The sequence below is a fragment of the Thermomonas sp. genome, assembly GCF_025993755.1.
GTDB lineage: Bacteria > Pseudomonadota > Gammaproteobacteria > Xanthomonadales > Xanthomonadaceae > Thermomonas.
On the sequence record NZ_JAMQHN010000119.1, the window covers coordinates 1 to 25,920 of the forward strand.

The following is a 25,920-nucleotide window of genomic DNA, read 5'->3' on the forward strand; positions in this document are numbered from 1 at the left end:
AGTATCGGGGAGCGACTTTCGGGAAGGGCTTCACCTCCGCCTGCCAGGATCTCCCCAAGCTCCACGAGGACCACGCGCTTCCCGCAATCGCGGTACAATGACGCGCTTCCCCACTTCCACATGGGACTGCCGATGCTCCGCATCCAGGCTGAAGCACTGACGTACGACGATGTTTCCCTCGTCCCCGCGCACTCCAGCGTCCTGCCCAAGGACGTCACTCTCGACACCCGCCTGACCCGCGACCTGCGCATCCGCCTGCCCCTGGCCTCGGCCGCCATGGACACCGTCAGCGAGGCCAGGCTGGCCGTCGCACTGGCGCAGCTGGGCGGCATCTCGATCATCCACAAGAACATGACCGCGCAGGCGCAGGCCGCGCAGGTGGCGTGGGTGAAGAACTTCGAGGCCGGCGTGATCCGCGAACCGCTGACCGTCGGGCCCGAAACCACCATCGGCGAAGTGCTCAAGCTCACCCGCGCGCGCAACATCTCCGGCGTGCCGGTGGTCGACGACAGCGGGCACCTCGTCGGCATCGTCACCGGCCGCGACATGCGCTTCGAGAAGAAGCTCGACGATCCGGTGCGGCACGTGATGACCAAGCGCGACCGGCTGGTCACCGTCAAGGAAGGCGCCAGCGACGAGGAAGTCGTCGAACTGCTGCACAGGAACCGGATCGAGAAGGTGCTGGTGGTCAACGACGCCTTCGAGCTGCGCGGGCTGATCACCGTCAAGGACATCCAGAAAAAATCCGACAATCCCAACGCCGCCTACGACAGTCACGAGCGCCTGCTGGTCGGCGCCGCGGTGGGCGTGGGCGGCGACACCGAGGCGCGGGTCGAGGCACTGGTCGGCGCCGGGGTGGACGTGATCGTGGTCGATACCGCGCACGGACATTCGCAGGGTGTCATCGAGCGCGTGGCCTGGGTGAAGAAGCACTACCCGCAGGTGCAGGTGATCGGCGGCAACATCGTCACCGGTGACGCCGCGCTGGCGCTGATGGACGCCGGCGCCGACGCGGTGAAGGTGGGCGTCGGCCCCGGGTCGATCTGCACCACCCGCGTCGTGGCCGGCGTCGGCGTGCCGCAGATCACCGCCATCGACATGGTGGCCACCGCGCTGAAGGACCGCATCCCGCTGATCGCCGACGGCGGCATCCGCTACTCGGGCGACATCGGCAAGGCACTGGTGGCGGGCGCGTCCAGCGTGATGATCGGCGGACTGTTCGCCGGCACCGAGGAGAGCCCGGGCGAAATCGAACTGTTCCAGGGCCGCAGCTACAAGAGCTATCGCGGCATGGGCAGCCTGGGCGCGATGGAGAAGGGCTCGAAGGACCGCTATTTCCAGGACGCCGCCGACGCCGACAAGCTGGTGCCGGAAGGCATCGAGGGCCGGGTCCCGGTGCGCGGCCCGCTGGCTGGCGTCGTGCATCAGCTGATGGGCGGCCTGCGCGCGACGATGGGCTACCTCGGCTGTGCCACGATCGAGGACATGCGCAGCAAACCGTCGTTTGTGCAGATCACCGGCGCCGGTCAGCGCGAAAGCCACGTCCATGACGTGCAGATCACCAAGGAGCCGCCCAACTATCGGGCGGGGTGAGGTGGCGCGCTTGCGAACCACCGGTTCGCGCGCCGCCGAACGCCCGGCCAGGGATGGCCGGGCAGGGCCATCCGGAGCCGAGGGTATTGCGCCATGGACGGCGACATCCGTTCTCAAAATGCGAAGCCGATGACCGCCATCCACTCCGACAAGATCCTGATCCTCGACTTCGGCGCGCAGTACACCCAGCTGATCGCGCGCCGCATCCGCGAACTCGGCGTGTATTGCGAAATCTGGGCGTGGGACCACGATCCCGCCGAGATTGCCGCGTTCGGTGCGAAGGGCATCATCCTGTCGGGCGGCCCGGAATCGACCACGGAAGCAGGCTGCCCGGCCGCACCGCAGCAGGTGTTCGATGCCGGCGTGCCGCTGCTCGGCATCTGCTACGGCATGCAGACGCTGGCGAAGCAGCTGGGCGGCGATACCGAAGCCGGCAACCAGCGCGAATTCGGCCATGCCGCGCTGGAGGTCGTCGCGCAGGACGCGCTGCTTTCGCAGGTGGCGACCACGCCCGAGCTGCGCAACGTGTGGATGAGCCACGGCGACCACGTGTCGCGTGCGCCAGAAGGGTTCGCCGTCACCGCCAAAACCGACCGCCTCGGCATCGCCGCCTTCGCCGACGACGCGAAGAAGATCTACGGCGTGCAGTTCCACCCGGAAGTGACCCACACCGCCGCCGGCGAGGCGCTGCTGCGCCGATTCGCGGTGGACATCTGCGGCTGCAGGACGCTGTGGACGGCGGCCAACATCATCGACGACCAGATCGCCCGCGTGCGCGAGCAGGTCGGCTCCGACGAGGTGATCCTCGGTCTTTCCGGCGGCGTGGATTCGTCCGTCGTCGCCGCGCTGCTGCACCGGGCCATCGGCGACCAGCTGACCTGCGTGTTCGTCGACACCGGCCTGCTGCGCTGGCAGGAAGGCGACCAGGTGATGGCGATGTTCGCCGAGCACATGGGCGTCAAGGTGGTGCGGGTGAACGCCGCCGACCGCTATTTCAAGGCGCTGGCAGGCGTCAATGACCCGGAGGCCAAGCGCAAGATCATCGGCAATCTCTTCATCGAAATCTTCGACGAGGAATCGGCCAAGCTGAAAAACGCCAAGTGGCTGGCGCAGGGCACCATCTACCCGGACGTGATCGAATCGGCCGGCAGCAAGACCGGCAAGGCGCACGTCATCAAGAGCCACCACAACGTCGGCGGCCTGCCCGAGCACATGAAGCTGGGCCTGGTCGAGCCGCTGCGCGAGTTGTTCAAGGACGAGGTGCGCCGGCTCGGCGTGGCGCTCGGCCTGCCGCGCGAGATGGTCTACCGCCACCCGTTCCCCGGCCCCGGCCTCGGCGTGCGCATCCTCGGCGAGGTGAAACCCGAATACGCCGAACTGCTGGCGCGGGCCGACGCCATCTTCATCGACGAACTGCGCAAGGCCGGACTGTACGACAAGACCTCGCAGGCCTTCGCCGTGTTCCTGCCGGTCAAGTCGGTGGGCGTGGTCGGCGACGCCCGCGCCTACGAATGGGTGATCGCCCTGCGCGCGGTGGAGACCATCGACTTCATGACCGCGCATTGGGCGCACCTGCCGTACGAGTTCCTTGGCACGGTTTCCAATAGAATAATCAATGAATTGCGTGGCATTTCTCGTGTTGTGTATGACATTTCCGGAAAGCCACCCGCAACGATTGAATGGGAATGAAGCGACCGTTTGCGCGCCACTGGCGCGCGGTCGCTTCATTGCCCCGTCGAATAGACGGGGCCGGGGCGAACGGCCCGTTTGCGAACCACTGGTCCGCGGGTCGTTCATTGCCCCGCCGAATAGGCGTGGCCGGGGCGAACGGCCTGTTTGCGAACCACTGGTTCGCGGGCCGTTCATTGCCCCGCCGAATAAGCGGAGCCGGGGCGAATGGCCTGTTTGCGAGCTACTGGCGCGCGGTCGCTTCATTGCCCCGCCGAATAGGCGTGGCCGGGGCGAACGGCCTGATTTCGAACCAAGCGACCCCTGAATGACCGAGACTGTGGCCAACGACCATCACTGGATGCGCCATGCCCTAGCGCTGGCTGCTCGTGCCCGCGACGAAGACGACGAAATCCCGGTGGGCGCGCTGGTGGTCGACGGGACCGGCAAGTGCATCGGCGAAGGCTGGAACCGCAACATCACCGACCACGATCCGTCCGCCCATGCCGAGATCGTGGCGCTGCGCGAGGCCGGCCGGGTCCTGAGCAACCATCGGCTGGTCGGCTGCACGCTGTACGTGACGCTGGAGCCCTGCGCCATGTGCGCGATGGCCATGGTGCATGCGCGCATCGCGCGGGTGGTGTTCGGCGCCTTCGATCCCAAGACCGGCGCGGCGGGCAGCGTGTTCGATCTGCTGGCCGATCCCCGCCACAACCACCGCGTCACGGTGACGGCTGGCGTGCTTGAGGCCGACTGCGGGGACATCCTGCGCCGGTATTTCCGGTCCAAACGGGCCATGTCGGTTCGCCCGGATGGCGATCCGGACCCAGGCGTGGCTTGAAGGATCGCCCCTGCCGCGTGCGCGATACATGGTCAGGGTGCGCCATTTCGGCCAATCTCGATTTTTGAGATTGATTTGCGCTATCTTCAGCCGGAGGTCGTTCAGGCTTGAACGATAGTCATGGCGGGCGCCGCGCGCATGATTTGCGGGTTTGCCATCCATGACGCAAGTCAACGCTGGTTGATGTTGCTTGTGATAAACCGCGTGCAAGGTGCTTGAATTGATGAACACGGATGTGACGAACGATCGGCTGATCTGGATCGACCTCGAAATGACGGGGCTTGATCCGCTTGCACACGAAATCATCGAAATCGCCACAGTCGTCACCGACGCCCAGCTCAACGTGCTGGCCGAAGGGCCGGAACTGGCGATTTCGCAACCGCTGGCGACGTTGGAAGCGATGGACGACTGGAACCGCAACCAGCACGGGAAGTCCGGGCTGTGGCGGCGGGTGCTGGAAGAGGGCGTCGCACTGGCCGAAGCGGAGGCACAGACGCTGGAATTCCTGAAGGTCTGGGTTCCTGCCGGGGCATCGCCCATGTGCGGCAATTCGATCTGTCAGGACCGCCGCTTCCTGAGCCGGCTGATGCCATCGCTGGAAGCGCATTTCCACTACCGCAACCTCGACGTCAGCACGCTCAAGGAATTGGCCCGACGCTGGGCGCCGGCGATCCACTCGGGGTTCAGCAAGACATCCGCGCACACCGCGCTGAGCGATGTGCGTGATTCCATCGACGAACTGAAGCACTACCGACGATTCATGGGCGCACTGGCGGGGCTTCCGCCGGGCTAGGGAGCGAAATCGGACGCATGAGCAGGGGGGCTCTCGTTTCCACAAGACATGCGCTGCTGGCGGCGTTGCTGCTTGTCGCATCCACTTGCGCGCTTTTTCTGCCGCAGACGGCAATTGCGCGGACGGTTTCCCCGGCCCGCGCGGAAAAGCCGATCTCCACCTTTTACCGTGAGGTCTGGACCACGCGGCAGGGCCTGCCGCACAACCAGGTCAACACGATGGCGCAGACGCCTGAAGGCTATCTGTGGCTTGGAACCTGGGAAGGCATCGTCCGCTATGACGGCCTTGAATTCCAGATCTTCGATCGCGGCAACACGCCGGAACTGAAGGACAACGGGATTCGTTCGCTTCAGGCCGCTGCCGATGGTGCGCTGGTCGCGGGTACCGCGCGCGGTGGCGTGGTCATCAAGCGCGGCAATCGCTGGCAGACCCTGGAGATGCGTGACGGGCTGGCGGAAAACAGCGTCATGGACGCGCTCATCGACCGCCGTGGGCGCCTGTGGGTGGCCCATGAGAGCCACGGCGTCACCCGCGTCGAGAACGGCAGATTCACGCATCTGAACGTCGCCAACGGTGGCCTGCCCAGCGACGTCGTCTACAGCCTTGCCGAGGATGGCGATGGCGATATCTGGGTCGCCAGCGCGCGCGGACTGGTGCATCTGACTGATCGGGGCAGCCGCGTGCTCGGATCGGGCGCCGGGCTGCCGGACGGCGCCATCGTGCACCTGACCCAAACCCGATCCGGGCAACTTCTGATCGGAACCGAGCGTGGCGCCTACCGCCGCATCGGCCACGAGGAGCGCTTCGAGCCGATTTCCCCGCTGCTGCCCAAGGACAACGTCCCCAGCCTGGCTGAAGATGCTGCAGGGAACCTGTGGGTCGGAACCATCAACAATGGCCTGTACCGGATGTCGGCGCTTGGCCTCGAACATTTCACCAGCGACGATGAACTGCCCAACAACCGCACGGCCTCTCTTCTGGTCGATCGTGAAGGCAGCCTTTGGGCCGGGACCAATGCCGGTCTGCTGCATCTGGCCGATACTCCTTTCACCAACTGGGGGCGCGCCCAGGGGATGAGCGATGACTATGTGCGGGCCCTGTCTCCAGCCGATCAGGGTGGCGTCTGGATCGGCACCGGTCGCGGCTTGAACCTGTGGCGGGATAACCGGGTCGTCGCCAGCTACACCCATGCCGACGGACTGCCGGGCGATTCGATCCTGAGCCTGCAGCCGAGCCGCGACGACAGCCTGTTGGTCGGCACTTACAACAACGGCCTGCTGCGCCTGCGCGACGGCAAGGTCGTCGCTCATTACGATACGGCGAGCGGCATGCCGGGAAGCGACCAGGTCCGCGCAATCGCGGAACAAGCCGATGGCACCCTCTGGATCGGCACCACCCGCGGACTGGTGCGATACCGCGATGGCCAATACCGGCTGATCACCCGTGCCGACGGACTTCCCAGGGAGTTCGTCCTGGCACTGCACATCGATCGCAAGGGCGCGCTCTGGGTGGGCACATCGGATGGGGTGGCGGTGATCCGGGGCGATCGGATCGAAACCATCGACGTGCGCGCGGTCAACGATGGCAAGGTCGAGTTCGACTTCCTGGACGATCCCGATGGCACGGTGTGGATCGCCAGCGACCGCGGCCTGATCCGCTGGCGGAACGGGCAGATGCATTCGCTGGGATTGGCCCAGGGCCTTCCGTTCGACACGTTCTTCGCGGTCGTCGACGACGGCCGCGGGGCGTTCTGGCTGACTTCCAACCGCGGCGTGCTTCGCGTTGCCCGAGCGTCGGTCGACGCGGTGCTGGACGGCCGCAGCAGCCGGCTGCAGGTGGACCACTTCAGCGAACCCGACGGGTTGGCCAGTGCACAGTGCAACGGCGGTTCCAGCCCGGCGGCGATCCTCGACGCACGCGGCAATGTGTGGGTAGCCACCGCGGGCGGCGCGGCGATGGTGGCACCAACCGCCCTCCAGGGCAACCGGCCGGCGCTGCCGCAGGTGGTGCTGGAACAGATCCTCGCCGACGACCGTGTCGTCGATTGGGTGGAAGGACAACCCCTGCAGCTTCCTGCGGGCACCCGGAAGCTTGAATTCCGCTATGCCGCGATCAGTTTCCTGATTCCGCGATTCCTGCGATACCGGCACCGGCTCAACGGCGTCGATTCGGGCTGGGTCGAAACCAGCAATCGCCGCATGGCGCAGTTCACGAACCTCGGCCCTGGCCAGTACGAGTTTGATGTTGCGGTCTCGGCGCCTAGCCTGGGTCAGGCCTGGAGCCCCCGCAGCACCCGCGTACAGATCGACATTGCGCCGCAGCTCTGGCAACGCACCGGTTTCCACGTTGCGTTGGTGGTCGCATTCGGTCTCCTCTTGGTGGGGTTGATCCGCTGGCGCACCCATAGCCTGCGCCAGCACGCCGCCCTGCTGGAACACGTGGTCGAACAGCGAACCCATGCGCTGAGCGAAAACGCTGCGGAACTGCGACGGGCGGACAAGGAGAAATCCGTACTTCTGGATCGCCTGCGCGAGCAGACCCGCGATTTCCAGCGCATGGCGCTGGAAGATTCGCTGACCCACGTCAGCAATCGCCGCAATCTGGACGCGATCCTTGCCGCCACCTTTGCCGGCGCTGTGGCCGCGGACAAGCCGCTGAGTTTCGCCTTGTTCGACGTCGATCTGTTCAAGCAGATCAACGACAACTATTCCCACGATTCCGGCGACCGCGCGTTGATCGCGATCGCGCACACGCTGCGCGACGGCGTCGGTGAGCGCGGTACCGTGGCGCGTTGGGGCGGCGAGGAATTCGCGGTTCTGCTTCCGGATACCGATCTCAAGAGCGCGCTGAAATTATGCGAGGAACTGCGCATCGCCGTTGAAGCGATCGATTGCAGCGCCTACGCGCCGGGCACCCGGTTGACCGTCAGCGCGGGCGTGGTCGACCGCACCGGCATCAGCCATCACGAGAAGATGGTCAGTCACGCCGACAAGCTGCTGTATTGGGCGAAATCGGCCGGACGCAACCGGGTGTGCGGCTGATATTGGGCCAAAGCCCATTGACAGACGTCGAGACGATTTCTGCGACGACTACGGCGTAGGGCCCGACCTGCCAGCGGCAGACGGGCCCCGCGAGAGGATCTTCAGTGCCTGGCTTTCGCCAGCGCCAGCCAGGTATCAACCACGGTGTCGGGGTTGAGCGAAACCGACTCGATGCCCTGTTCCATCAGCCACTGCGCCAGATCCGGGTGGTCGGACGGCCCCTGGCCGCAGATGCCGACGTACTTGCCCTTGGCGCGGGCGGTGGAAATGGCCATGGCCAGCATCTTCTTGACCGCAGGATCGCGCTCGTCGAAGCGGTGGGCAACGATGGCCGAATCGCGGTCGAGCCCGAGGGTAAGCTGGGTCATGTCGTTGGAGCCGATGGAGAAGCCGTCGAAGATGTCGAGGAACTCGTCGGCCAGCAGCGCGTTGGACGGGATCTCGCACATCATGATGACCTTCAGGCCACCTTCGCCTTGCACAAGGCCGTTCTCGCGCAGAACCTCGACCACCTCGCGGCCTTCATCCAGGGTGCGCACGAACGGGATCATCACCCACACGTTGGTCAGGCCCATGCCCTCGCGCACGCGCTTGACCGCGATGCACTCCAGCCCGAACGCCTGCTTGAAGTTCGGATCGATGTAGCGCGAGGCGCCGCGGAAGCCGATCATCGGGTTTTCCTCGTGCGGCTCGTACTTCGACCCGCCGAGCAGATTGGCGTATTCGTTGGACTTGAAGTCCGACAGGCGCACGATGACCGGCTTCGGGTACACCGAGGCGGCGATCGTGGCGATGCCTTCCTTCAATCGCTCGATGTAGAACTCCACCGGCGAGGCGTAGCCGGCGATGCGGGCGTCGATCTTCGCTTTCGTCGCGGCGTCCTGCCGGTCGTATTCCAGCAGCGCGTTGGGGTGCACGCCGATGTGGCTGGCGATGATCATCTCCAGCCGCGCCAGGCCGATGCCGGCATTGGGCAGCATGCCGAAGTCGAACGCGCGCTCCGGATTGGCCACGTTCATCATGATTTTCAGCGGTGCGGGCGGCATGTTGCCGAGGTCGGTCGTGGTGCGCTCGAAGGGCAGGGCGCCGGCGTAGATGTAGCCGGTGTCGCCTTCGGCGCAGCTCACCGTCACCTGTGCGCCGTCCTCGATGCGGTCCATGGCATCGCCGGTGCCGACTACGGCCGGCACGCCCAGCTCGCGGGCGATGATGGCCGCGTGGCAGGTGCGGCCACCGCGGTTGGTGACGATGGCGGCGCTGCGCTTCATCACCGGCTCCCAGTCGGGGTCGGTCATGTCGGCCACCAGCACGTCGCCGAGCTGGACGCGGTTCATGTCGTCGAGGCTGCGCACCACGCGGGCCACGCCGCTGCCGATCTTGCTGCCGATGGCGCGGCCCTCGGACAGCACCTCGCCGCGCTGCTGCAGCGCGTAGCGTTCGATCTGGGTGGCGTGGGCGCGCGACTTCACGGTTTCCGGACGCGCCTGCAGGATGTAGAGCTTGCCGGTGTTGCCGTCCTTGCCCCATTCGATGTCCATCGGGCGGCCGTAGTGCTGCTCGATGACCAGCGCCTGCTTGGCCAGTTCCTGCACGTCGGCGTCGGTGATCGAGAACCTGCCGCGCAGATCGGCCGGCGTGTCTTCGGTGCGCACGCGCTCGCCCGGCGCATCGGAATAGACCATGCGCAGCTGCTTGCTGCCCAGCGAGCGGCGCAGGATCGCCGGCTTGCCGGCCTGCAGGGTGGGCTTGTAGACATAGAACTCGTCCGGGTTGACCGCGCCCTGCACGACCATCTCGCCCAGGCCGTAGCTGGCGGTGACGAACACCACGTCGCGGAAGCCGGATTCGGTGTCCAGGGTGAACAGCACGCCGGACGCGCCGACGTCGGAACGCACCATCAGCTGCACGCCGGCGGACAGGAACACGTCCTCGTGCTTGAAGCCGTGGTGGACGCGATAGGCAATCGCGCGGTCGTTGTACAGGCTGGCGAAGACTTCCTTGACCTTGCGCACCACGTCGTCGGCGCCGGTCACGTTGAGGAAGGTTTCCTGCTGGCCGGCGAAGGACGCATCGGGCAGGTCTTCGGCGGTGGCGGAGGAGCGCACCGCCACCGCGATGTCGGCCGCGCCGCTGTCGGCGCAGAGCTTCGCGTAGGCACCGCGGATGTCGGCATCCAGTTGCGGCTGCAGCGGGGCATCGATCACCCAGCCGCGGATTTCGGCGCCGGCTTTCGTCAGCGCCGGCACGTCCTCGACATCGACCGTCGCCAGCTTGTCGTAGATGCGCGCGTGCAGGTCGTTGTGGTCGATGAAGGCCTTGAACGCATCGGCGGTGGTGGCGAAGCCGCCCGGCACCGAGACGCCGAGATCAGACAATTGCCCGATCATCTCGCCCAGCGAGGAATTTTTGCCGCCCACCTGGGCGAGATCGGACAGGCGCAGGTCGTGCAGCCAGAGGATGTTGGCGGTCAAGGCGGACTCCGGAAGGGGGGCGGCGGATGCGCACGAAACTCGGCTATTTTAACCCGTCGAGCAGCGAAGGAACCCCGATGGATGCCGTGCGTCCCGTGTTTTACGTCTCCGATGGCACCGGCATCACCGCCGAAACCATCGGCCACAGCCTGCTGACCCAGTTCGAGGGGCTGCGTTTTTCCACCGATCGACTGCCGTTCGTCGACACGCTGGAGAAAGCTCGTGAAGCCTCGGCGCGAATCCAGGCGGCGGGGAAGGCCAGCGGGCTGCGGCCGATCGTGGTCAATTCCTGTGTCGATCCGGTCCTCAACCAGACCCTGGCCGACAGTGGGGCGCTGATGCTCGACGTGTTCGCGCCGTTCATCGCACCGCTCGAGGCCGAACTCGGCAAAACCCGCACGGCCTATATCGGGCGCGCCCACGGCATGGTGGATTTCGACACCTACCACCGCCGCATCAATGCGATGAACTACGCCCTGACCCATGACGATGGCGTGAAGCCCGATTACGCCGAGGCCGACCTGATCCTGGTCGCCGTCTCGCGCGCCGGCAAGACGCCGACCTGTGTCTATCTGGCGCTTCAGCACGGAGTCAAGGCCGCCAACTACCCGTTGACGCCGGAGGATCTCGATGCCGAACGCCTGCCGGACAAGCTGCGTCGCTATCGCAAGAAGCTTTTCGGTCTGACCATCGATCCGGTTCGCTTGCACCAGATCCGCCAGGAGCGTCGGCCGGATTCGCGCTATGCCCAACTGGACACCTGCAAACGCGAGGTAGCGCAGGCCGAAGCGCTGATGCGGCGCGAAGGCGTGGAATTGCTCAGCACCACCCACGCCTCGATCGAGGAAATCGCCAGCCGGGTGATGGAGCACCTCGGCATCAATCGCGAAATGTTCTAGTTCTAGGGCCTCACGTAGCTTGCCCCGGCATAGCCGAGTCCGGACGGGTGCGGGACTTGATGACGCGGAAAATCCGGAACGGGTTCGTTCCGGATTTCCCCATGGAGCCCATCCAAACTAGGCACGAAACGCGATCGCGTCAATCCTGCCGCTGCGCGCGTTTGCTGTGTAGGATCGGAGCATGTCCAGCGCGCTCGCACCTCGCCAACAAGTCCCCAGCCTCAGCCGGCTCGGTTGGCTGATGGGGCTGTATGCGGAGAACCATGCGCGGCTGCAGCGCCTGTTCGAGCCGCTGGATCTTGCCCGCGGGCTGTATCGCTCGCAGGCGGGGGAGGGGCCGGCCGTCTTCCTCGCGGTCAGCGAACGCCATCCGTACACGATGGAAATGGGCCTGAGCTACGACCTGACCGATCCCGACACCGGTCTGCCGGATCCTTCCGCAAGCCTGCGGCTGTATCGCGATACGCGCCAGCTCGAAGCCACCCACTGCTATGCCGGCCGACGCTGGCAGGACGTGATCGGCATCGACGCACCGCCGCGGCGCGTCCTCGATCACCGGCTGCAGATGAACACCTTCCTCGGCAAATGGCTGCAATACCTCGCCGAACAGGGCCACGGCGTGGCGACCTTGCGCCGGGTCTCGCGCCAGGTTCCGGCCGCGGACTCGCCCGGCGGCGCACGCAAGGCTTGACCGCCACGCGATTTGCCCGGACAATGCGCGTCTTTCCAGCCCGTGGGGCCATAGCTCAGCTGGGAGAGCGCCTGCATGGCATGCAGGAGGTCGCCGGTTCGATCCCGGCTGGCTCCACCAATCCGCTGCAAGTTTCACGGCCTGTCCCCATCGTCTAGAGGCCTAGGACACAACCCTTTCACGGTTGCGACCGGGGTTCGAATCCCCGTGGGGACGCCATCTCGGCGTTTTCAACATCCAGCAACGCCGCCAAGACCGCGCCAAGACGCGGTTTTTTGTTGCATCCGTCGCTATGCGTCGCGATTGTGCCGGCGCATGGCGCGCTGCTTTTCGCGATTCCAGTCCCGCTCCTTGCTGGCGTCGCGCTTGTCGTGCTGCTGCTTGCCGCGCGCCAGCGCAATCTCGGCCTTGACCTTGTTGCCTTTCCAGTAGAGCGCGGTCGGAACCAGGGTGTAGCCGTCGCGCTGGATGCGGCCGGTCAGACGGTCGATCTCGTGGCGGTGGAGCAGCAGCTTGCGGGTGCGGCGGTCGTTGGCCACGACATGGGTCGAGGCCTGGATCAGCGGCGTGATCTGGGAGCCGATCAGGAATAGTTCGCCCTGCAACACGACGGCGTAGGCATCCCCGATGTTGGCGCGGCCGGCGCGGATGGCCTTCAGCTCCCAGCCCTGCAGGGCAAGGCCGGCCTCGATGCGCTCCTCGAAATGGTATTCATGGCGGGCACGCTTGTTCAGCGTGATGGTTCCGCTGCCTGTCGTATCCTTGTCTTTCTTTTTGGCCATGCCCGCATTGTCGCCGATCGCGCTGGATTGGGGCGCATCCGATTTGAATTGCCGATGACTTCGCCCAGTCCCCCAACCCTGCACATCGAACTGGTTCGCGCCTGGCCGCACCGCTGCGAGCGCATCAGCGTCGAGATTGAAGCGGGATCCCGCGTCGGCGATGCGCTGGCTGCCGCCGGTTGGCGGCTTGACGACGAATTCGTTGCGCTGGCGGTATTCAGCCAACCGGCCGTCGAGGCGACCGCGCTGCACGACGGCGACCGCATCGAACTCCTACGCGAGCTGCGGCTGGATCCGATGGCGGCCAGACGTCGCCGGGCGAAAAAAGCCTGAGGGGTCGGTATCGCCTGAAACTTGTCAGCGCACCGCCCCGAGGCAACGCGGGTCAAACCAGCTTTGCCTCAATCTGCAACAGCTTACTGGCGTCGCCGCCTCTTGTTCTCGGCATCCGGATTCAGATTCGGGCCGTAGTAGCGAATCACGTCGCGCGAGAGCTGGGCATCCCTCTCCGGGAAATACTCGCCTTCCCAGCGTACCAGCCGATCGTTGTCGAACCACAGCGTCAGGTTCTTGACCTGTGTCTGGTCACGCCGGCCCACGCGTTCGGTCGCCGTGTAATCCCAGCGGTTGTGGTGGAACGGATCGGCAATGGCAGGCGTGCCCAGCAGCGCCAGCACCTGCTGCCGATCCATGCCGGCCTGCAGTTGTTCCACTGCAGTGGATTCGAGCAGATTGCCCTGGAACACCGGCTGCCGATACAGATAGCTGCAGCCGCTCGCCAGCAGGCTCGCGAGAAGGACGGGAAGCAGGGCGTTGCGCATCGGCGGGGCGGGGCAGTGGCGGAACGCCGATGATACACTGCCTGCGGCCGTCATCATTCAATTCGCAAGGAACCGCCAGTCGCCGCGGCGTTCCGAACGGGATGACTTGGGCACCCCTTGGATTGAACTGCGCAGCCTGCGCACGGAGGAGAGGTCGATGCCGCGGGATCTTCGCAAGGTCGGTCTGAAGGTGACACATCCCCGCCTGCGCATTCTGGAACTGCTCGAGCACGCAAAGCCGCGCCACATGACTGCGGAAGACATCTATCGCCAGCTCCTGGCCAGCGGTGAGGAGATCGGGCTGGCCACCATCTACCGCGTGCTGATGCAATTCGAATCGGCCGGCCTCGTGCTCAAGCACAACTTCGAGGGCGGCACGGCCGTTTACGAGCTGGACCGCGGCGAGCACCACGATCACATGGTCGATGTCGAAACCGGCAAGGTTGTCGAGTTCCACAACGACGAGATCGAAGCCCTGCAGAACCGGATTGCCGGTGCCCACGGCTATGAGATCGTGGATCACGCGCTGGTGCTGTACGTCCGCAAGAAGCACTGAGCGCGCGGCTCAGAACCAGAAACGCAGGCCGGCGACCCATCCGCGGTTGTGGACCGGCTCGCCGCCGAGGCGGGCGAAGCTGGCCGTGCGGCCGAACCGGCGCGACCATTCATAGCCCACGTAGGGTGCCAGCTCGCGGCGTACCTCGTAGCGCAGGCGCAGGCCCGCCGAGGCTTCGGACAGTCCGGCGCCCATGCCGCGCCCGGGATCGTCGCGGGCGTTCAAGGTGGCTTCGATCCGCGGCTGCAGGATGAGACGGTTGGTGAACAGCAACTCGTACTCGACCCCGGTCTGCAGCATGGCCTGCCCGCGATTGCCCAAGTACGCGGTGGCCTGCAACTCGAACTTGTACGGCGCCAGCCCCTGGACGCCGACGGCGAGCCAGTCGCGCGATCCGCCTTGCCAGGCGTCATGTCGAAGCCCCACCAGAACGTCCCACCAGGCATCGACCGGGGTGCCCCACAGGGCTTCCAGCTTCGAGGTGGTCCGACCCTGCGCGCGCTGACCTTCGCTGCGCAGCCACAGCCGGCCGCGATCGTGGCCGATCCAGAACCGGCCGTCCCAAGCGAGACCGTCGCCCTGCACGTGCTCCAGCCGATCCATCTGCAGCGTCCAGACCAGCGGATCGGCATGGTCGTCATGCGCCTGCAGCGGCGGGAATGCTGCCGCACGGTCGGCGTCGGTGAGGGCAGGGGGACGGTAGCCGGTGTCCGCGCCATCATCCGAAGACGATGGCGCCTCCTGCGCATCGTGCAACGTGACGCGGGCCTCGTCGTGCATCGGCGGCATGCCGTGCATCGCGTGGCCGGCGTGGTCCTGTGCCCCGGCAAGGCCGGCAAACAGCAGCAGTGCGAGTGCGAATGACGTGCGCATGCTCATTCCTCCACCCGCACTTCGCGCATCATCCCGCCTTCCATGTGCAGCAGCATGTGGCAGTGGAAAGCCCAGCGCCCGAGCGCGTCGGCGGTGACCCGCAGGCTGCGCCGGCTGCCGGGCGGCACGGCGACGGTGTGCTTTCGCACCAGGAAACCGCCGTCGGCATCCTCGACGTCGCTCCACATGCCGTGGAGGTGGATCGGGTGCTCCATCATGGTGTCGTTCACCAGCACCAACCGGACGCGCTCGCCGTAGCGCAGGCGGATCGGCTCGGCGTCGGCGAAGCGGATGCCGTCGAAGCCCCAGGTGAAGCGTTCCATGTTTCCGGTCAGGTGCAACTCGATGGTGCGCGACGGTTCACGATCGTCCTGCGGTGGGTGCAGGCTGTGCAGATCGGCATGGCGCAGCACGCGGCGGCCGTTGTCGCGCAGGCCCACGCCCGGATCGTCCAGCCGCGGCGTCGGCGTTATGGTCTGCATGTCGACGTCGGGGTTGCCGGTTTCGCTGGCCGGATGCGTCTGCATGGCGCCGGCGTGGTGCATGCCGTGGTCCATGCCCGGCATGTCCATCATCGCCGTGTCGTCGCCGCTCGCCGCCATCGGCATCGCCATCCCGCCGTGGCCCATGTCCGCCATGGACAGCAGCGGCCGTGGGTCCAGCGGCGGGATCGACGCCTGCATCCCGAGCCGCGGCGCCAGAGTGATGCGGGTGTAGCCGCTGCGATCCATCGCCTGCGCGAACACCGTGTAGGCGTCGACATCGGTGGGCTGGACGATCACGTCGTAGGTCTCCGCCGGGGCGATGCGAAATTCCTCGATGGTCACCGGTTCCACCGGCTGGCCGTCGGCGGCGACCACGGTCAGGTTCAGGCCCGGGATGCGGACGTCGAAGAAGGTCATCGCCGCGCCGTTGATGAAGCGCAGCCGCACCTGCTCGCCGGGGGCGAACAGGGCGGTCCAGTTCTGCGCGGCGGTGTGGCCGTTGGCGAGATAGGTGTAGGTGTTGCCGTTGACATCGGCCAGGTCGGTGGGGCTCATCCGCATCGCGCCCCAGGCCAGACGGTCGTCGACCGTCGCCCGCAGGCCGTCACGGCGCGCATCGCGCAGGAAATCGACCAGCGTGCGCTGGTGCAGGTTGTCGTAGTCGCTGCGCTTCTTCATGCGCGCGAACAGGCGCTTTGGCGCCAGATCGGTCCAGTCCGACAGCAGCACCACGTAGTCGCGCTCGCAGGACAGCGGATCGGGACCGATCGGGTCGATGATGATCGGCCCCAGCAGTCCGGCCTGTTCCTGCAGGCTGGAATGGCTGTGGTACCAGTAGGTGCCGCTCTGCCGCAGTTTGAAGCGGTACAGGTAATCCTCGCCCGGCGCGATGCCGTCGAAGCTTATGCCCGGCACGCCGTCCATGTTGGCCGGCAGCAGCAGGCCGTGCCAGTGGATCGAACTGGCCTCGTCGAGATGGTTGCGCACGCGGATCTGCACGCTGTCGCCTTCGCGCCAGCGCAGCACCGGGCCGGGCAGCAGGCCGTTGACGGTAAACGCCGGCACCGTCCTGCCGGTGACATTGACCGGCGAGCGGGCAAGCTGGAGGTCGAAGTGGCTGCCCGCCAGCACCGTCGGCTGATCCGGGGACGCTAGCGCCCATGCCGGGCGCAGACCCAGCGCGGCGGTGCCGAAGGTCAGGCCGCGCAGCAGCCGACGGCGGTCGGGATCGTCCGGTCGGGTCATGGTCAACCGGCGGCCGCGAGCAGGGTGGCCGGGTAGTCGGCCTCCGCCAGCGCCGCGATGGCCGCTTCGGCATCGAAATGACCGTCGGCGCGCACCTCGCCGCTGGCAAGGTCGACCGTGACCTCAGCTGCCGGATCGAGCGCCCGCAGGGCCCGGGTGACCGCATTGACGCAGTGCTGGCAGCTCATGTTGTCGACTTTCAGGCGCATTGAAATCTCCGTAGCGGGTTGACGGCAGCGAGTGTCCGGCTTTCCACCATGGGAAGGTCAAGCGCCCGGATGGCCGTTGACATTCCAATCATGGCAAGGATGACACTCTTCGCATCGCCCGGATCGGACCACGACGATGTCACCGGAAGCACCGCTGAAATTGGCCATCGAGGGCATGACCTGCGCCTCCTGCGTCGCGCGCGTTGAAAAAGCCCTGCGCAAGATCCCCGGCGTGCGCGACGCCAGCGTCAACCTGGCCACCGAGACCGCCACCGTGGACGCGCCTGAAGTGGCGCCGGACACGCTACTTCAGGCGGTGACGCAGGCCGGCTACGGCGTGGCGACCGCACAGGCCACGCTGGCCATCGAGGGCATGACCTGCGCCTCCTGCGTGGGGCGGGTGGAAAAGGCGCTGCGCAAGGTGCCCGGCGTGCTGGAGACCAGCGTGAACCTCGCCACGGAGACCGCGCGGGTGCGGATGCTGGCCGGCACGCCGCTGGCGGCGCTGCACGCGGCGGTGGCCGGGGCCGGCTACGCGGTCAAGGTGGACGCGCCGATTGCCGGCGATGCTCCGACGGCAACCCCGACGCACACCCGCGAAGCCCGACACCTGGCGCTGGCCGCCGCGTTGTCCTTCCCGCTGCTGCTGCCGATGCTGTTGATGCCGCTGGGCATCCACTGGCAACTGCCAGGCTGGGCGCAATGGCTGCTGGCCACCCCCGTGCAGTTCTGGCTGGGCGCACGCTTCTACCGCGCCGGCTGGGGCGCGCTCAAGGCCGGCAGCGGGAACATGGACCTGCTGGTCGCGCTGGGCACCAGCGCGGGCTACGGGCTGAGCCTTTACAACCTGCTGCTGGACGGGCTGGGGCAGGGCGGGGCGCCGCTGTACTTCGAATCCTCGGCAGTCATCATCACCCTGATCCTGCTCGGCAAGTGGCTGGAAGCGCGCGCCAGGCGCCAGGCGACCGACGCCATCCGCGCCCTGCAGGCGCTGCGCCCGGCAACGGCGCGGGTGCTGCGCGAGGGCGTCGAGGTCGAATGGCCCGTCGATCAGGTGCAGCCTGGCGAGACCGTGGTGGTGCGCCCCGGCGAACGCATCCCGGTGGACGGCAGGGTGCTCGACGGCAGCAGCCACTGCGACGAATCCCTGCTCACCGGCGAATCGCTGCCGGTGCCGAAGGCGCCGGGCGATGCGGTCACCGGCGGCGCGGTGAACGGGGAGGGACGGCTGCACGTGCAGGTCACCGCCGTCGGCGCCGAGTCGGTGCTGGCGCGCATCGTGCGACTGGTGGAAGACGCCCAGGCAAAGAAGGCGCCGATCCAGCGCATCGTCGACCGCGTCAGCGCGGTGTTCGTGCCGGCCGTGGTGGCCATCGCCGGGCTGACCCTGCTGGCATGGGGCGTGGCGAGTGGCGACTGGCCCCAGGCGCTGCTCAACGCGGTGGCGGTGCTGGTCATCGCCTGTCCCTGCGCGCTGGGCCTGGCCACCCCGACCGCGGTGATGGCCGGCACCGGCGTCGCCGCGAAGGCCGGGATCCTGATCAAGGACGTCGAGGCGCTGGAGCACACCCGGCGCCTGCGCAGCCTCGCCTTCGACAAGACCGGCACGCTCACCGCCGGCAAGCCGCGCCTGATGCAGATGACTGCATTTGATGGCGACGACGACGCGCTGCTGGCACAGGCGGCGGCGCTGCAAGCCGGCAGCGAGCATCCACTGGCACACGCGGTGCTGGAAGCGGCGCGATCGCGCGGGCTTGCCATGTCCGCAGCCGAGGAGGTGGCTGCGGTGGCGGGGAAGGGCGTGCGTGGCCGCGTCGGAGCGCGGACGCTGGCCCTGGGTCATGCGCGCTGGATGGGCGAACTCGGAGTCGACCTCGAACCCGGTGCGGCTGGCGCGAGCGCGGCCTCCACAGCGGGCTGGACGCAGTCCTGGCTGGCGGAAGAGACCGGCGCAGGTTGGAGGCTGCTCGGCCTGTTCGCCTTCGGCGACGCCCCGCGCCCGGAAGCGCCTGCGGCGATCGCCGATCTGCATGCGCTGGGCCTGCGCACGGTGATGCTCTCCGGCGACAACCGTGCCGCTGCGGCGGCGGTGGCCGCCCAGGTCGGGATCGCCGAAGCGGACGTGAATGCCGAACTGCTGCCCGCCGACAAGGTCGAAGCGATACGCGCGTTGGGCCTTGCCGGGCCGGTCGGCATGGTGGGCGACGGCCTCAACGACGCGCCGGCGCTGGCGGCCGCGACGGTCGGTTTCGCCATGGGCAGCGGCACCGACGTGGCGATGCACGCCGCCGGCATCACCCTGATGCGGCCCGATCCGCGACTGGTGGCCGATGCCATCGACATTTCCCGCCGCACCGTGCGCAAGATCCACCAGAACCTGTTCTGGGCCTTCATCTACAACGTGATCGGCATCCCGCTGGCGGCGTTGGGGATGCTCGACCCGATGGTCGCCGGCGCGGCGATGGCGGCATCGAGCGTCAGCGTCGTCGGCAACGCCCTGCTGCTGCGGCGCTGGTCGCCGAGAGCACGCACTACCACCGGAGCAACCAGCCCATGACGACGAAACCCGCCCGCCCCGAACTGGCCCATTCATTAATGCATGGCTTTCATAACATCGGGCAAGCATCTGAATCTAGTGGTGTTTCAACGAAGATGATTCGCCACTACGAACAGATTGGCCTGATGCCCGAAGCGGCCCGGACTTTCGCCAATTACCGCCTGTATAGCGATACCGATCTTCATCGCCTGCGCTTCATCAAACGCGCGCGTTCGCTGGGGTTTTCACTGGACCGGATCCGCGACCTGCTGAAATTGTGGGATGACCCGCATCGTGCCAGCAGCGAGGTCAAGCGCCTTGCGCGCGCCCACGCTGCTGAACTCGGGGAAAAGATCCGTGAACTTCAATCCATGCAGCGAACCCTGGAGACGCTGGCCAAGCGATGCCACGGCGATGACCGCCCCAGTTGCCCGATTCTGGAAGACTTGGCCGAAGGCGGGGCGACATTGCTGTCCGGCCGATCGGTCTGTTCGAAAAAATGAAGTAGATTCAGTTTTTTACCTATAAGAATTACAGAAATTTCTGATTGGCCGGTGCCGGACTGATGCCTACGCTATGCGGCATGGTCATGTCGAGAAGTGCAGGATGCGCGGGTTGCCGCCATTGTTCATCAGAGCCGTTGCCTTGCTTGCGCTCGGCGCAGCGCAGCCGGGTCACGCCGAAACCCTGAACCGTTGCATCGGCCCCCAGGGCAGCGTCAGCTACCAGAACACGGCCTGCGGCCCGGGAAGTCGGCTGGATCGCACGCTGGACTACCGACCCGACGCGTCCCCAGCTGTTTCGCCTGAAAGCAGGCTCTACCGCTATCAGCCGCTTTACCGATCCTACTCGTCGCGATCCCGCAACCGCGGCCGTCAACACGGAGCGACAACCTCAACGCCAAGTGCCATTTGCAGCGCCGCCAAGGATCGACGGCGCGCCGAGCTGGAACGCATCGGACTGCGTCGAACTTTCGACCAACTCAGCCGGCTTGATGCCACGGTGAGGGAGGCGTGCCACGGATATTGAAACGCCTTTCTTGGCCAAGAGCGTCCTTGCTCTATGACATAATAGACATTATGCGAATATCCATGCGCATGAAACTATACAGGTTCACGATGGATAACACGCAGTTGTGTCTGCCGAAGCCTTCCCTGCTGCGCATCCGCATTGTTGATGCCGCGCCAGTTCAGTAAAGCATGCTGCAACCCTGCGCACGTCCGAAAATCATGCATCAGCGCCGTCGCAGTTGGCCAAAGAATTGCTCCAATGAATCCCCCTGGCGCCAGCCGACAAACGTCCCTTTTTCGACCAACGATCGCCCGCTTTTCGTAGTTCGTCCTAGAACACGCCCGGAAGAACGCACAACCGCCCACAACATGCCCTTGATGCTCCCACGACTGAAGGTAGGAAGAGTGTGCGCCCAGAGCGGTGGATCAGCCTCCTGAATCTATAGTGCGCTTTGCCCGGCGTAACTGCTTCTCTGCTTTAACAGGAGTAGCGTTGCCGCTAACTTTTCGCATGGGCTGAGCTGTCCTCTGAGCGAGTTGCGCTTCCAGTGCTTCGGCCCGGCCTGTTTGTCTTGCCAGATCTCGCTGAGCAGTCGACAGGTCGGCTTTTGCCTGCTTCAAGGCCTTTTCTAACCTCTCGCGCTCTAGGTCGCGGTCGCGTTCGACATCGCGCAGCTGTGCGCGGAACTCTTTAACCTCCTGGCGCGAACGATCCACCTCGGCGTGAGCTCGATCCTCGACTGCGCGAGAGTGAGCAATCTGCGCCTCGCGCTCCTGACTTGCGGACGCCCTTTCGGCCTGCAGCTGACGGTCGAGTCGGGAACGTTCTTGCTCTAGACGGCCGAGACGTTCTGCTAGGGCGGTGCGTTGCTCTGTTACGTCGGCCAGTTGGGTCTCCAGCTGGTCAGCCCTGCGCTGAGCTTCGGCCAAACGAGCCTCGGCCAGTGACCGAGCCTGATCGGAGGCAGCGCGAGCTTGGGCGGCCTCAGCGATCAGTTCAGAACCTTGACTCTGTTCCGCGGCTAGGACTGCGCGAGCCCGTTCTAGCGCTTCGTGTTCGAGGGCAAGGGCAAGGCGTGCCTGCTCGCGAGCCGTGGCCACCGCCTGCGTCCACAGCTCCCCTGCTAGACGCTGCACCGCAGCGGGTGCATCGGGGATGGCCACAGTTGGTGCTAGCGCCGCCAGCCGCTGGCCTAGTCCTGTCCACCAGTTATCTAAAAGCTTGGTGACAGTGTTTGGGGAGCCGGTGCCTAGATGTGCGCGGATGCGCTCGACGGTCGGTCGCTCACCTGCGATGACGATCGCGTCCGCGGCTGCATGGACTTGCGCTTCAGTAATGCCTCTGGCCATGGCTTGTGCCTCCCACGCGGCTGCCCTACTCTGCTGGTTTCGTACTAGCGATAAGTGATGATTATCGTGGCTATAGAATCCTATTCGTAGTAAATACTACATACTATGAAACAGATTTCCACAAATCCGACCCTTGAGGAGACGGCGTCTGGCATGACGCTGCCCGTGCAATTGGCGCAGCAAGCCGCGGATGCCGTGCGCGAATTGCTCGCGGAAGCCGCGGCCGAAAACACGACGCGCAGCTATTCCAGCGCCTTGCGTTACTGGGCGGGCTGGCACCAAGCGCGCTACGGGATCGAGCTTACGCTGCCGGTTCCGGAGGCCGCCGTGCTGCAATTCGTGGTCGACCATGTGGTCCGCCGCAATGCCGACGGCGACTTGGCGTGGGAGCTGCCGCTGTCCGTGGATCAAGCGTTGGTCACCGCCGGCCTGAAAGCCAAACTCGGCCCCTGGACGCTATCGACTGTGCGACACCGCGTCGCGGTGCTGTCCACGGCCCACCGGCTCAAGCAGCTCCCGAATCCATGCGAGCAACCGGCGATTCGCACGGTGCTGAGCCGCGCCGCCCGCGCGGCGGTCAAGCGCGGTGAGCGGCCGCGCAAGAAGACCGCGATCACCCTGACCGAACTCGAAGCCATGCTGGCCACCTGTGATGACAGCCTCGAAGGTGTGCGCGACCGTGCCTTACTCTGCTTCGGCTTTGCCAGTGGTGGTCGTCGGCGCAGCGAGATCGCGGCCGCCGACATGCGGGATCTGCGACGAATCGGCGACAAGGGCTATATCTATCGGCTCGAGCACAGCAAGACACAGCAGGCCGGCGTGACCGTGAATTCGACGCCCGACAAGCCCGTTCTCGATCGTGCGGCGCTGGCCATGGAGGACTGGCTCGATGCTTCTGGGATCACCGAAGGGGCGATCTTCCGCCGGTTATGGAAACGACGCATAGGCCCTGCCCTCTCTCCTGCTGCTGTGGGCGAAATCGTGCAGCGACGCGCGCAGCAGGCAGGGCTTGAGGGTGACTTTGGCGGACACAGTCTCCGGTCGGGATTCGTGACCGAGGCAAGCCGTCAGGGCGTGGCGCTGCCGGCGATCATGCAGCTGACGGAGCACCGGGCGGTCTCGAGCGTGATCGGCTACTTCCAGACGGGTGGTGCGACGGCGAATCCCGCTGCTCGTCTTCTTGAAGACTGATCGCCCATGAGTGCCCGATTTCAGCGACTTTGGGCCAAAAGCATACTTTGAAGCACTAATCATTATTGCCACAGCGAGCACCGTTGGGGTGTCAAGCAAGTGGCAGTTGAAACGATCTTTGGCGAATCCACCTGTTGCAGCAGCAACTAGCATGCTGCTCTTGAAAAGAGTGATGCACATCCCAATGTGTAGTGGTGCTGGGCCAAACTTCACCCAATGGTTGGGGTTATATGCGTCGCATTCCATGCGACTGGGTGCTTTTAGGCTCAGGGGTGTCAGCACTCCACGAGGGGCTTATGAGCGGAGATTCAGGAGGATCGGCAGCTAAACCGTCGCGGACGTCACGCAGGCGAAAGGAGCTTTCGGCTGCCACCCAACGTGCTGTCTGGGCGCGCAGTGGGGGCATTTGCGCGCGCCCCGGGTGCGACAGCATCCTGTACGAGGATCCGGTCTTCTTCAAGACGCGGGCATTCGGTGAGTTGGCCCATAACGTCGCAGCCAGCCAGGATGGACCGCGTGGCGATGCCACCCGCTCGCCCCAGCTCTCCGACGACCCGGAAAACTTGATCCTGCTTTGCCCCACCTGCCACACCTTGGTCGACAAGCCTGGCTGGCAACAGGATTATCCGGAAGCAATGCTCGCCGAGTGGAAGCGGCAACACGAAGCGGTCATTCGCGTGGCCGGCCGGCATAGCCACGGCCGCGTTGCCATCGCCCTCCACTACCTGGGCGTCATCGGCCGGCAGGTCGTCGCGGGAAGCCCGAATACCATTCCCCTCGCCGCGCTCCAACGGGGGCTCGTTCTGACGGAAAAGCCGTTTGAGCTGCGTGTCGACGCAAGCGGTTACGCGGCCCAAAGTCCCGAATACTGGCGTCACGTCGTCACGGAAATCCGCAAGCAGGTCGCGCAGCTGCAAATGCAAGGCCAAGGCCGGTCCGCGATCGGCTTGTTCGGCCTGGCCGACATGCCGGCATTGATGGCGCTGGGTTTCGCGCTCGGCCACGCCGCTGAACTCTATCCCTTTCAGTGGGATCGTTACGCGCACACTTGGCTGTTCCCGGCGAATGACACGCCCGCCAGCGAGTTCCGAATCGAGTGGCCGGACACACTGGATGCCCCGGTAGCGCTGGTCTTTTCATTGTCCGGCACGATTGATCCGGACCGCGTGCGCGCCGCGTTCCCCGGCGCGCGCCCAGCAATCATCCACATGTCGGTTGATCTACCGAAGCTGGATCTCGTTCAGTGCGCTGCGACGATCGAGGCCTTTCGGATTGCAGTCGCAGGGGTGATCGCGCGACTGGAAACGCTGCTGCCGAAGACCGCCGCGATCCATGTGTTCCCGGCGATGCCTGCGTCCTTGGCTGTGGCGTTTGGTATGGCCATCAAGCCGAAGGTCAGCTTCCCCATTCAGGTCTACGACGCCGAAGGCCCGAATGGCGTGTTCCATCCAGCGCTCTCCCTTCCCCTCCCCTCGTCCGCGTAGGAGACATTCATGTACGACGGTTTGACGACTTCGACCTTCCCCACGCACCGTGCTTCGCCGCAAGAAGAGGCTTGGGAAAAACTGTTGCTGGAGATCGTGGAAGCCGTTTCGGTTCCCGTATCGGACTACGCACGCATCGAAAGCCATTACAACGCCATCAGCGAGATCCTGATCGAGCCGAATGACCCCGCGTTGGCGGAGGGGCATGTGTTCCCGCAGGGCTCGTTTTTGACTCGCACCGTGGTTCGTGCGTTGGGCCAGGGTGAGATTGACGTCGATGCGATCTTGCTGCTTCAGGAAACGGCGCAGACGCCACGCGAATTGCTCGAGACCTTGCATACCGAGCTCGCGTCGCGGGCAAGGACCCAGGGCGATGTCGAGCGCCGCAACCGTTGCGTCACGGTGCACTACGCCGACGCAACGCTACCGGCACATCTCGATGTCACCCCGGCGATTGCAAGCGCGGGCAACGACGATGACGAGGGTTGGGGGCCGTTGGAGGTGCCCGATTACAAACAGGCGGACTGGCATCCGACCAATCCTCGGGATTTCGCGGATTGGTTCAATGACATCAGCGAAATCCCCATCCTCCTTGAGCAGGGAACAGTCTCGTTCACCGAAGCACGAAAGCGAGCGGACGCCGAGCAACTGCCGAGCCACGAGGCCATCAATGCCTTCGATCCATTGCGGGCAACGGTCAAGTTGATGAAGCGGCATCGCGACGTCTTTCGCGAGCGCCATGGCGCGGAAGCTCCGGTGCCAATTTCGGTCGTCATTACCACGCTGGCGGCCAAGGCCTACAAGGAAGTTGCCGAGCTTTCGCGGAAGCAGCCATTGACGGCGCTGCAGGCCATTCGGGAAATCGTCGCGCGCATGCCAAATCAGTTCGATCAAAACGGTCGCACGGGCTCGGAGTGGATATTGTGCAATCCGCGCCGTCGAACTGAAAATTTCGCCGAAAAATGGAATCGCGATCCTGCCTACGCTGCATTGTTCGCGAAGTGGCATGGCGAACTCGCGAGCGCCGTCGGACTTGGATTTGTGGCGTTCAGCGAAGAACGCGTCTTCGAAGAGGAGGTGTTGGCCGCGTTTGGCCCGGAAGCGCGCAAGCGAACCCGCAGCTTCCTTTTGGAAGAGGCCGGCCTGGGGCATCCGTTGCCAGGGCTTGACGACAGCACGGCCGACCGTTTGCGCAAAGCGAGCGCGGTGGGTGCGACGTTCCGCGGATTGGCCGAAACAGAGCCGCGGCAGGCGGCGCAACCCAAGTCGTTGGGCCGCCTTGGCTGAAGAGCCCGCCGCCGCGACTGAGCGTCCGCACGAGCGGGCGCAAATCCAACTGGAGCGCCACTTCGGGCATACAGGTGTGCTCGCACCCCTACCC

22 protein-coding genes and 2 tRNA genes are annotated in these 25,920 nt (G+C 65.5%); 16 read left to right on the top strand and 8 right to left on the bottom strand.

Features of this window, described 5'->3' with window-relative positions:
* The first annotated feature begins 132 nt into the window (after nucleotides 1–132).
* From guaB to Q0X16_RS08030, 5 genes are all read left to right on the top strand, one after another.
* Nucleotides 133–1,593 carry an IMP dehydrogenase gene (gene guaB / locus Q0X16_RS08010; RefSeq protein ID WP_297833001.1) on the top strand — a complete coding sequence of 487 codons (1,461 nt, stop codon included), beginning with the start codon at nucleotides 133–135 and terminating at the stop codon, nucleotides 1,591–1,593.
* A gap of 129 nt (nucleotides 1,594–1,722) precedes the next feature.
* Complete coding sequence (guaA, locus tag Q0X16_RS08015; protein ID WP_297833003.1) at nucleotides 1,723–3,282, top strand: glutamine-hydrolyzing GMP synthase; 1,560 nt, start codon at nucleotides 1,723–1,725, stop codon at nucleotides 3,280–3,282.
* 307 nt (nucleotides 3,283–3,589) lie between these two features.
* On the top strand, nucleotides 3,590–4,102 hold the full coding sequence (gene tadA / locus Q0X16_RS08020) for a tRNA adenosine(34) deaminase TadA (protein ID WP_297833005.1): 513 nt from the start codon (nucleotides 3,590–3,592) through the stop codon (nucleotides 4,100–4,102).
* 223 nt (nucleotides 4,103–4,325) lie between these two features.
* Complete coding sequence (orn, locus tag Q0X16_RS08025; protein ID WP_297833007.1) at nucleotides 4,326–4,895, top strand: oligoribonuclease; 570 nt, start codon at nucleotides 4,326–4,328, stop codon at nucleotides 4,893–4,895.
* Nucleotides 4,896–4,912: 17 nt separating this feature from the next.
* Nucleotides 4,913–7,936: a ligand-binding sensor domain-containing diguanylate cyclase gene (locus Q0X16_RS08030; protein WP_297833009.1), complete on the top strand. Its 3,024-nt coding sequence runs from the start codon at nucleotides 4,913–4,915 to the stop codon at nucleotides 7,934–7,936.
* Between the two features lie 101 nt (nucleotides 7,937–8,037).
* Here the strand turns inward: Q0X16_RS08030 and ppsA are convergent, their stop codons facing one another.
* Nucleotides 8,038–10,407, bottom strand: coding sequence for a phosphoenolpyruvate synthase (ppsA, locus tag Q0X16_RS08035; RefSeq protein WP_297833011.1), 2,370 nt, complete (start codon nucleotides 10,405–10,407; stop codon nucleotides 8,038–8,040).
* Nucleotides 10,408–10,484: 77 nt separating this feature from the next.
* Between ppsA and Q0X16_RS08040 the strand changes: the two genes are divergently transcribed.
* The 4 genes from Q0X16_RS08040 to Q0X16_RS08055 all read left to right on the top strand — a co-directional run bounded on the left by Q0X16_RS08040 (nucleotide 10,485) and on the right by Q0X16_RS08055 (nucleotide 12,216).
* Nucleotides 10,485–11,306: a pyruvate, water dikinase regulatory protein gene (locus Q0X16_RS08040; protein WP_297833081.1), complete on the top strand. Its 822-nt coding sequence runs from the start codon at nucleotides 10,485–10,487 to the stop codon at nucleotides 11,304–11,306.
* Between the two features lie 181 nt (nucleotides 11,307–11,487).
* Nucleotides 11,488–11,997 (top strand): DUF1249 domain-containing protein, encoded by a 510-nt coding sequence (locus Q0X16_RS08045; RefSeq protein WP_297833013.1) that lies wholly within the window; start codon nucleotides 11,488–11,490, stop codon nucleotides 11,995–11,997.
* A gap of 44 nt (nucleotides 11,998–12,041) precedes the next feature.
* Nucleotides 12,042–12,117, top strand: a tRNA-Ala gene (locus Q0X16_RS08050).
* A 23-nt stretch (nucleotides 12,118–12,140) separates the two neighbouring features.
* Nucleotides 12,141–12,216 (top strand) — tRNA-Glu (locus Q0X16_RS08055).
* A 71-nt stretch (nucleotides 12,217–12,287) separates the two neighbouring features.
* Here the strand turns inward: Q0X16_RS08055 and smpB are convergent.
* On the bottom strand, nucleotides 12,288–12,779 hold the full coding sequence (gene smpB / locus Q0X16_RS08060) for an SsrA-binding protein SmpB (RefSeq protein ID WP_297833015.1): 492 nt from the start codon (nucleotides 12,777–12,779) through the stop codon (nucleotides 12,288–12,290).
* A 54-nt stretch (nucleotides 12,780–12,833) separates the two neighbouring features.
* On the opposite strand from smpB, the gene Q0X16_RS08065 reads away from it, so the two are divergent.
* Complete coding sequence (locus Q0X16_RS08065; RefSeq protein WP_297833017.1) at nucleotides 12,834–13,112, top strand: RnfH family protein; 279 nt, start codon at nucleotides 12,834–12,836, stop codon at nucleotides 13,110–13,112.
* A gap of 83 nt (nucleotides 13,113–13,195) precedes the next feature.
* Here Q0X16_RS08065 and bamE read toward each other — a convergent pair whose 3' ends face one another.
* Complete coding sequence (gene bamE / locus Q0X16_RS08070) at nucleotides 13,196–13,600, bottom strand: outer membrane protein assembly factor BamE (RefSeq protein ID WP_297833019.1); 405 nt, start codon at nucleotides 13,598–13,600, stop codon at nucleotides 13,196–13,198.
* A 157-nt stretch (nucleotides 13,601–13,757) separates the two neighbouring features.
* Between bamE and fur the strand changes: the two genes are divergently transcribed.
* A complete protein-coding gene (gene fur / locus Q0X16_RS08075; protein WP_297833021.1) occupies nucleotides 13,758–14,156 on the top strand; it encodes a ferric iron uptake transcriptional regulator in 399 nt (132 codons plus the stop codon).
* 9 nt (nucleotides 14,157–14,165) lie between these two features.
* On the opposite strand, the gene Q0X16_RS08080 is transcribed toward fur, so the two are convergent.
* From Q0X16_RS08080 to Q0X16_RS08090, 3 genes are read right to left on the bottom strand one after another with little or no spacing between them, the layout of a single operon-like run.
* Nucleotides 14,166–15,029, bottom strand: coding sequence for a copper resistance protein B (locus tag Q0X16_RS08080; protein ID WP_297833023.1), 864 nt, complete (start codon nucleotides 15,027–15,029; stop codon nucleotides 14,166–14,168).
* A 2-nt stretch (nucleotides 15,030–15,031) separates the two neighbouring features.
* Nucleotides 15,032–16,759 (bottom strand): copper resistance system multicopper oxidase, encoded by a 1,728-nt coding sequence (locus Q0X16_RS08085; protein ID WP_297833024.1) that lies wholly within the window; start codon nucleotides 16,757–16,759, stop codon nucleotides 15,032–15,034.
* A gap of 2 nt (nucleotides 16,760–16,761) precedes the next feature.
* Nucleotides 16,762–16,968 (bottom strand): heavy-metal-associated domain-containing protein, encoded by a 207-nt coding sequence (locus tag Q0X16_RS08090; protein WP_297833027.1) that lies wholly within the window; start codon nucleotides 16,966–16,968, stop codon nucleotides 16,762–16,764.
* 136 nt (nucleotides 16,969–17,104) lie between these two features.
* On the opposite strand from Q0X16_RS08090, the gene Q0X16_RS08095 reads away from it, so the two are divergent.
* Both Q0X16_RS08095 and cueR read left to right on the top strand, forming a co-directional pair.
* On the top strand, nucleotides 17,105–19,525 hold the full coding sequence (locus Q0X16_RS08095; protein WP_297833029.1) for a heavy metal translocating P-type ATPase: 2,421 nt from the start codon (nucleotides 17,105–17,107) through the stop codon (nucleotides 19,523–19,525).
* A complete protein-coding gene (gene cueR / locus Q0X16_RS08100) occupies nucleotides 19,522–20,007 on the top strand; it encodes a Cu(I)-responsive transcriptional regulator (RefSeq protein ID WP_297833031.1) in 486 nt (161 codons plus the stop codon). The genes Q0X16_RS08095 and cueR overlap by 4 nt, the downstream gene beginning before the upstream one ends.
* A gap of 28 nt (nucleotides 20,008–20,035) precedes the next feature.
* Here cueR and Q0X16_RS08105 read toward each other — a convergent pair whose 3' ends face one another.
* Together Q0X16_RS08105 and Q0X16_RS08110 are read right to left on the bottom strand one after the other, a co-directional pair.
* A complete protein-coding gene (locus tag Q0X16_RS08105) occupies nucleotides 20,036–20,182 on the bottom strand; it encodes a hypothetical protein (RefSeq protein WP_297833033.1) in 147 nt (48 codons plus the stop codon).
* Nucleotides 20,183–20,940: 758 nt separating this feature from the next.
* On the bottom strand, nucleotides 20,941–21,864 hold the full coding sequence (locus Q0X16_RS08110; protein WP_297833035.1) for a DNA-binding protein: 924 nt from the start codon (nucleotides 21,862–21,864) through the stop codon (nucleotides 20,941–20,943).
* Between the two features lie 153 nt (nucleotides 21,865–22,017).
* On the opposite strand from Q0X16_RS08110, the gene Q0X16_RS08115 reads away from it, so the two are divergent.
* The 3 genes from Q0X16_RS08115 to Q0X16_RS08125 all read left to right on the top strand — a co-directional run bounded on the left by Q0X16_RS08115 (nucleotide 22,018) and on the right by Q0X16_RS08125 (nucleotide 25,826).
* Nucleotides 22,018–23,055, top strand: a complete 1,038-nt coding sequence (locus Q0X16_RS08115) for a site-specific integrase (protein WP_297833037.1) — start codon at nucleotides 22,018–22,020, stop codon at nucleotides 23,053–23,055.
* Between the two features lie 479 nt (nucleotides 23,056–23,534).
* The gene (locus Q0X16_RS08120) at nucleotides 23,535–24,539 is read left to right on the top strand and encodes an SAVED domain-containing protein (RefSeq protein WP_297833039.1); all 1,005 of its coding nucleotides are present in this window, start codon (nucleotides 23,535–23,537) and stop codon (nucleotides 24,537–24,539) included.
* A gap of 9 nt (nucleotides 24,540–24,548) precedes the next feature.
* Nucleotides 24,549–25,826 carry a nucleotidyltransferase gene (locus Q0X16_RS08125; protein ID WP_297833040.1) on the top strand — a complete coding sequence of 426 codons (1,278 nt, stop codon included), beginning with the start codon at nucleotides 24,549–24,551 and terminating at the stop codon, nucleotides 25,824–25,826.
* Nucleotides 25,827–25,920: the final 94 nt, after the last annotated feature.